The 6,534-nt window shown below is 51.5% G+C and carries 8 protein-coding genes; 4 read left to right on the top strand and 4 right to left on the bottom strand.

The annotated features are described in order from the left end of the window. The first annotated feature begins 476 nt into the window (after positions 1-476). Together IGQ15_RS05385 and cobO are read left to right on the top strand one after the other, a co-directional pair. Entirely contained in the window at positions 477-1,433 is a 957-nt protein-coding gene (locus IGQ15_RS05385; protein ID WP_363315796.1) for an RNA polymerase sigma factor, RpoD/SigA family, read from the top strand. 3 nt (positions 1,434-1,436) lie between these two features. Beyond that, positions 1,437-2,039, top strand: coding sequence for a cob(I)yrinic acid a,c-diamide adenosyltransferase (cobO, locus tag IGQ15_RS05380; RefSeq protein ID WP_297049399.1), 603 nt, complete (start codon positions 1,437-1,439; stop codon positions 2,037-2,039). Here the strand turns inward: cobO and IGQ15_RS05375 are convergent. After that, positions 2,036-2,827, bottom strand: coding sequence for a PhzF family phenazine biosynthesis protein (locus tag IGQ15_RS05375; RefSeq protein WP_297049396.1), 792 nt, complete (start codon positions 2,825-2,827; stop codon positions 2,036-2,038). The genes cobO and IGQ15_RS05375 overlap by 4 nt on opposite strands. Positions 2,828-2,882: 55 nt before the next feature. Between IGQ15_RS05375 and ndk the strand changes: the two genes are divergently transcribed. After that, positions 2,883-3,335 carry a nucleoside-diphosphate kinase gene (gene ndk / locus IGQ15_RS05370; protein ID WP_297049393.1) on the top strand — a complete coding sequence of 151 codons (453 nt, stop codon included), beginning with the start codon at positions 2,883-2,885 and terminating at the stop codon, positions 3,333-3,335. A gap of 161 nt (positions 3,336-3,496) precedes the next feature. Here ndk and IGQ15_RS05365 read toward each other — a convergent pair whose 3' ends face one another. Next, entirely contained in the window at positions 3,497-3,829 is a 333-nt protein-coding gene (locus IGQ15_RS05365; protein ID WP_297049391.1) for a DUF565 domain-containing protein, read from the bottom strand. Between the two features lie 57 nt (positions 3,830-3,886). Between IGQ15_RS05365 and IGQ15_RS05360 the strand changes: the two genes are divergently transcribed. Further along, complete coding sequence (locus tag IGQ15_RS05360; protein WP_297049389.1) at positions 3,887-4,846, top strand: alpha-E domain-containing protein; 960 nt, start codon at positions 3,887-3,889, stop codon at positions 4,844-4,846. Positions 4,847-4,864: 18 nt separating this feature from the next. Here the strand turns inward: IGQ15_RS05360 and IGQ15_RS05355 are convergent, their stop codons facing one another. Then, positions 4,865-5,503 carry an ATP synthase F0 subunit B gene (locus IGQ15_RS05355; RefSeq protein ID WP_297049386.1) on the bottom strand — a complete coding sequence of 213 codons (639 nt, stop codon included), beginning with the start codon at positions 5,501-5,503 and terminating at the stop codon, positions 4,865-4,867. Then, positions 5,458-5,964: a pantetheine-phosphate adenylyltransferase gene (gene coaD, locus IGQ15_RS05350; protein WP_297049383.1), complete on the bottom strand. Its 507-nt coding sequence runs from the start codon at positions 5,962-5,964 to the stop codon at positions 5,458-5,460. The genes IGQ15_RS05355 and coaD overlap by 46 nt, the downstream gene beginning before the upstream one ends. Between the last annotated feature and the right edge of the window lie 570 nt (positions 5,965-6,534).

The raw sequence follows: 6,534 nt of genomic DNA, 5'->3' as shown, positions 1-6,534 counted from the left end.
CGTTGCGTAGCATCCTTTGGGAATCCTCTCTCTTTCAAGAAGGGGAGAAGTCAAACCTTTGCCAATGGGGGCACCCCTGCTGATCTCAATACACTGCTCCAAAAAAATACGTCCAATTCCTAAGACGCGGCCCCACACCCCTAGTCGCGAGAATGGATAACTCTTCAGTAGGGCGGGGGGCAGAGGCGTGAACAAGCGATTTATTGATTCCATCTATATTTTCAAAATTCATAGAGCTTTGTCAATGGAGGAAATACAAAAAAAAGATTAAGAACCGCCAAAGGTCAGTGTTAGTATTCCGGTGAACAGATTTAGAAATGTTAAGATTCTTAATATATGTAACGTATCTACGAAAACGCTGTTAAAGCACCGTTGGCTTGGCCGCGATCTTTAACAGGGGCGATCGCCCATCCTACAGAGAAAACGATATTCCTAGGCCTTGGACGAATCACTGCTGTCAACCTTGAGAACGAGCGATAGGGACTATGGATACTTCAAAAGATTTAGTGCGCACTTACCTACGGGAGATTGGCCGTGTGCCACTGCTCACCCACGAACAGGAAGTGATCTACGGCAAACAGGTGCAGCAGCTTGCCGCCATGAATGAGATTCGCGAAAAGCTCGCGGCAGAACTCAACCGTGAACCCACCCGTGCTGAATGGGCCGCCGCCGCCAACATGAGTGAAGGAGAATTAGAGACAATTATTGAAAATGGCGAGCGTGCCAAGCGAAAAATGGTGGAGGCCAACCTACGGCTGGTGGTTTCGGTTGCCAAAAAGTACATCAAGCGCAATGTGGATCTGCTCGATTTAATCCAAGAGGGCACAATCGGGATGCAGCGGGGCGTAGAAAAATTTGACCCCACTAAGGGGTATCGTTTCTCCACCTATGCCTACTGGTGGATTCGCCAAGCCATTACACGGGCGATTGCTGAAAAGGGGCGCACGATCCGTCTGCCCATCCACATCACCGAAAAGCTGAACAAAATCAAAAAAGCCCAGCGACAACTGTCCCAGCGTCTCGGTCGTGCTGCCACGATTAATGAACTGGCGGCAGAACTGGAATTGACCCCTGCCCAAGTGCGGGAATATCTTGAACGGGCACGGCAGCCCCTCTCCCTTGATGTCCGTGTCGGTGATAATCAGGATACGGAGTTGGGGGAATTACTCGAGGATCCTTCCATTTCACCGGAGGAGTTCGCCGCTCAATCCTCGCTGCGCAGTGACCTTGAACGGCTGATGGCGGATCTGACCCCGCAGCAACGCCATGTACTCTCCCTACGCTTTGGCCTAGAGAATGGCCAGCCCCTCACCCTTGCCAAAGTGGGCGAACTGCTCAACATCAGTCGCGAGCGGGTACGGCAAATTGAGCGGGAAGCCCTCAGCAAACTCCGCAAACGCCGGGGCGATATTCACGAGTACCTTGCCAGCTAGCCCATGCTCACTGACGAACAGCACCGCCAAAAAATGCAGCAGCGCAAAGCCGTGCAGGCCCAACGCCTCGCGGAGCGCACCCGTGAAAAAGGTCTCATTATTGTCCATACGGGCAACGGTAAGGGCAAAACCACAGCGGCACTTGGCATGGTGCTGCGTTCCTTGGGGCATGGCTATCGAGTGGCGATCATTCAATTTATCAAGGGGGCGTGGGAGCCAGCGGAAAAAGCGGTTCTTAGCCATTGGTCAGACCAACTGGCCTTCCATGCAATGGGGGAGGGCTTTACATGGGAAACCCAAGACCGCCAACGGGATATTGCCTGTGCCCAAGCCGCTTGGGAACTTGCCCTCAGCTATATCACCAACCCCAAGTACCGCTTGGTACTGCTGGATGAAATTAATGTCGCCCTCAAGCTGGACTACTTAACTGTGGCAGAGGTGCTCGAGGGACTTGCCCGCAAGCCAGAAATGACCCATGTGATTCTCACCGGGCGCGGTGCTCCTCCAGCCTTGATTGACGCCGCAGATCTGGTGACGGAAATGACCCTTGTCAAGCATCCCTTTCGCGAGCAAGGAGTTAAAGCCCAGCCTGGGATTGAATTCTAAAGCAGGAGTTCCCCAGCGAAAATCGTCACCGCCTGACCCAATAGCAGCAGGCGATCGCCCCCTTGGGGTTGCATTTTGATCACGCCCCCTCGGGCTGAGGCTTGATAGGCAATAAGTTCCTCTTGACCGAGCTTGGGTTGCCAGTAGGGATAGAGGCTACAGTGGGCAGAGCCAGTGACGGGATCCTCTGGGATACCCAATTGGGGGGCAAAAAAGCGGGAGATCATGTCATATTTCTCGCCACGGGCAGTCACAATTAGTCCCCGGCAGGGCAGGCGGGCAATCTGCTCAAAATCGGGTTTCAACTGTGCTACCGCATCGGCATCAGCCAGTTCCACCAGCAGATCGCTGCCCGCTTGCCCTATAAACACGGGCGTTGTCCCGAGCGCTGCAATGATTGAGGCTTGTGTCTGCTGATCCTCAAGGGGCGTTACAGGCTGCTGCGGAAAATCAAGGGCAATCCAATCCCCAAGGCGCTGTGCGCGCAGGAGACCGCTGCGGGTGTGAAATTCTAGATCCCCCACCACCCCCTGATGCTGCCAAAGGACATGGGCTGTTGCGAGGGTGGCATGACCACAGAGATCCACTTCTGCCACGGGGGTAAACCAGCGCAGGTGAAAGCCACTGACCAGCGGTACGACAAAAGCCGTTTCCGAAAGATGCATTTCGCGGGCGATCGCCCCCAAGGTTGCATCTTCAAAAAACGTCCCTAGGACACATACAGCCGCCGGGTTGCCCCGAAAGGGTTCTTGGGTAAAGGCATCAACTTGGTACAGTGGTAGCGGCATCCGACCCCCGAAAACCGTAAAATCAATCCTGTAGATCGAGCAGAGGACATACTGCGTGGAACGGACATTTCTAGCCATTAAGCCCGATGGCGTTCAGCGTGGGCTAGTGGGGACGATTATCCAACGATTTGAACAAAAAGGCTACACACTGGTCGGCCTCAAACTCATGCGCGTTAGCCGCGAACTGGCAGAGCAGCACTACGACGAACACAAAGATAAGCCCTTCTTTCCGGGGCTAGTGAATTTCATTACCTCTGGACCGGTGGTGGCCATGGTCTGGGAAGGCCGGGGGGTGATTGCCAATGCCCGCAAACTGATTGGCGCCACTAATCCCCTCAATGCTGAACCGGGAACGCTACGGGGCGATTTTGCCGTAGATGTGGGACGGAATGTGATTCACGGCTCCGACAGTCCCGAAAATGCCGAACGGGAAATCAATCTCTGGTTCCAAACACAGGAACTGGTGCCTTGGGAGCCAGTCTTCACCTCTTGGGTGTATGAGATGTAGGCTCATGGGTTGATTGGGGAAGGGCTAGGGGGTGTCTGGCTCCTTCCCCTGCGGCTGCGATGAGCGCTTCAAGGTCTGCTGGCGGTTCATTGTCGGGAATGGCGATTAAAATTGCAGCAATACTCATTTAGAAGTCTCCACTTGATCGAGGTAATCAGCAACTAACTTCCCAAAAGGAAGGCAATGAGGAACAAACCATAGATCAGACCAAACTTCAGGGCATTGAGAATTTCGCCAAAGAGAGTTTGCCGCAATTTCCAGCGATCGCTATAGAACATAGCACTAATCACTTCAGCAATGATCGCCACGATGGTCGAGGCCACAATATCTAAGTGGCCCAGTTGACCCGCACTAGAGGAAATGGCCAAGCCCAAGAACACCCCAAAGAGAAACGCAATACTCAGTGTTGCTAGCCGTCGCCACGGATTTTTTAACTGCTCCTGAATCCCAGCGCCTAGACGATCAAGCAGAGTATTCAGACGGGTTTGCTGCATATACTCAGGACGGGAAAAGGTTGCTAGAGTGGGCAGAGAGTGAATGCTTGCCAGTATATGTTAAGTCGTGTTGCCGATGCGGTCTATTGGTTAAATCGCTACATTGAGCGGGCAGAGAATATTGCTCGTTTTGTTGATGTCAACTTGAACATGCTGCTGGATCTGCCCACGAGTCTTTCAAGTCAATGGGATCCCCTAGTCCTAACAACGGGGGATTTGCCCTTTTTTCAGGAGCACTACGGCACGGCCACAGCTGAAAATGTCATTCAGTTCCTCACCTTTGACACCAGCTATCCCAACTCGATCATCTCCTGTCTGCGGGCGGCACGGGAGAATGCCACATCGATTCGCGAGGTGATTTCCTCAGAAATGTGGCAGCAGGTGAATGCCTTTTACACAATGGTGCGCGAGGCGGCTAAAGCCCCGGAACAATTGGAGATTGCCAGCTTTTTGGAGCAAGTGAAACAGGCCAGTCACCTCTTTGCTGGTGTGATGGATAGTACGATGAGCCACAATGAAGCGTGGCACTTTGGTCAAATGGGGCGGCTACTGGAGCGAGCCGATAAGACCTCGCGGATTCTCGATGTGAAATACTATCTGCTGTTGCCCTCCGTGGAAGATGTGGGCACACCCATTGATGAGCTGGGCTGGATTGCCCTCCTCAAGTCCGCCAGTGCCTACGAGATGTATCGTAAACGAGGTTCGCATCGGATTACGCCCGCAGGGGTCGCAGAGTTCTTGATTCTCGATGCTGAATTTCCGCGCGCGATTCGCTTTTGTCTGTTGCAGGTGGAAAAATCCCTCTACAAAATTACAGGGACACCCTTGGGAAGTTGGCACCACCCCGTGGAACGCCAACTGGGACGCCTGCGATCCCAACTGGACTATTTGACAATTGATGAAATTATTGGCCAAGGCATGCACGAGTTCCTCGATCACTTGCAGCAGCAAATGAATGAGGTGGATACGCAAATTTTTCAAGCATTCTTTACCCTAGAGCCTGTGACAGCCCGCTAGGGTGACATGGGGTATTTCCTAGGGTTGACGGTGGGCTTGATGCTGCTTCAGGTATTGGCGCCCATTTTGAATCACCGCTAGCATTTCCTTGAATTGGCGCTCCATTTCCGCAAGGGTGCGATCGGCATAGGCATCCGCTTCCTGTTGTCGCTCTTGACATTCATGGCGGGTGACTTGGCGCAGATGGGCGAGTTCTTTTTCTGTGTTTTGCCGTAGCAGATTGATTTCCTCAATGGCGCGCTGGCGCATAAACTCCACCTCTTGTTGCACCTGCTGGCGAATTTTCTGGGCTTCGAGTTCTGCCTGCTGGCGAATCCGCAGTTCATCGGCAATTTGGGCAGCGCGTTGTTCTGCGGCACGGATAATCTCTTGGGCGCGGTGCTGGGCTTCTCTAATGATCTCATCGCGCTGATTGAGAATCCGCTGTGCCGTCTTCAATGATTCGGGGATCGCCTGTTCAATGCGGGTCAGCTGGTTCAGGATCTGCTCTTCATCAATGAGTTTGCGGCCGGTCAGCGGGATCTTCGTCCCTTCGAGAATTAGGAGTTCTTCCAGCTTTTCCAATTGTTGCAGGAGTTGCAGCGGTACGGAAGGGGCATCAAGCGCTTCATTTACTCTAGTGGTCGTTGAGACGGGATCGGTGTTTGAGTAAAGCATGCTTCTAAATCCTTGGCAACAGTGGCTGGTACAAGATGACGAACATTACCACCAAATCGGGCAATTTCTTTTACTAAGCTACTACTTAAAAAACTATACTCATTGGACGTGGTGAGGAACACGGTCTCAATCTCTGGCCAGAGGCTTTTATTGGTGTGGGACATCTGAAGCTCGTATTCAAAGTCCGACAAAACCCGCAGCCCCCGCAGAAGAACGGTTGCCTGTTGCGATCGCGCGTACTCAACCGTCAGGCCATCAAAGGCATCTACCCGCACGTTTTTTAAGTGAACGGTAGCCGCCTGTACTTGTTTGATGCGTTGGTTGACGCTAAAGAGGGCTTTTTTCTGGGGGTTGTGGGCGATCGCCACAATGACTTCGCTAAACAGACGAGCACCCCGCTCAATAATATCCAAGTGCCCTAGGGTAATGGGATCAAAGCTTCCGGGATAAACAGCAAGCATAAGTAGCTCAATGACAAGATGAGAGGTTAAACAGCATTGAGGGAATGCGTAAGACGATCATCGCTGATTTCTAGGAGCAGCGCATCCCATCGCTGAATCGGTCGACTATCCGCGATCGCTCCAGAAATTTTTTCAGAAAGGCTGTATCTTTACTGATCAGCCCGACAACCAATACCACCAAGGGAAATGTAATGATCCCATGCCTGTGCAGAAATAGAGCAACTACAGTTAACAAAAATCAATACAACAAATTATAACCAGAATATAAAAAACTTAAAGAACTAAATTGTAATTACAGTTTTACCGACAGTAGCTGTAGTCCTAGCTACCAAATTTAGGCTTAATGTGAATTACTATGAACAGTTTCTTAAATTTCGCAGTGTCACGTAGCGGCTATGTTACAGGATGGTGACGCAAAAACTATGTGTATCAATCAATACTTGACGGTCTCAGATCTCAGCATTTATAACAGAAACAGATTTCATCCAACGCAGTCAGAGTTCTCTTTAATTTATTTAAATACGGTAAATTTACTTGTAAACCTGAAGTAATTGGTGTTTCCCTGATGAT

The organism is Thermosynechococcus sp. M98_K2018_005, assembly GCF_015295825.1.
Classification (GTDB): domain Bacteria; phylum Cyanobacteriota; class Cyanobacteriia; order Thermosynechococcales; family Thermosynechococcaceae; genus Thermosynechococcus.
Note: the sequence above shows the minus strand (reverse complement) of the source record. Positions and strands in the feature narration are given on the sequence as shown.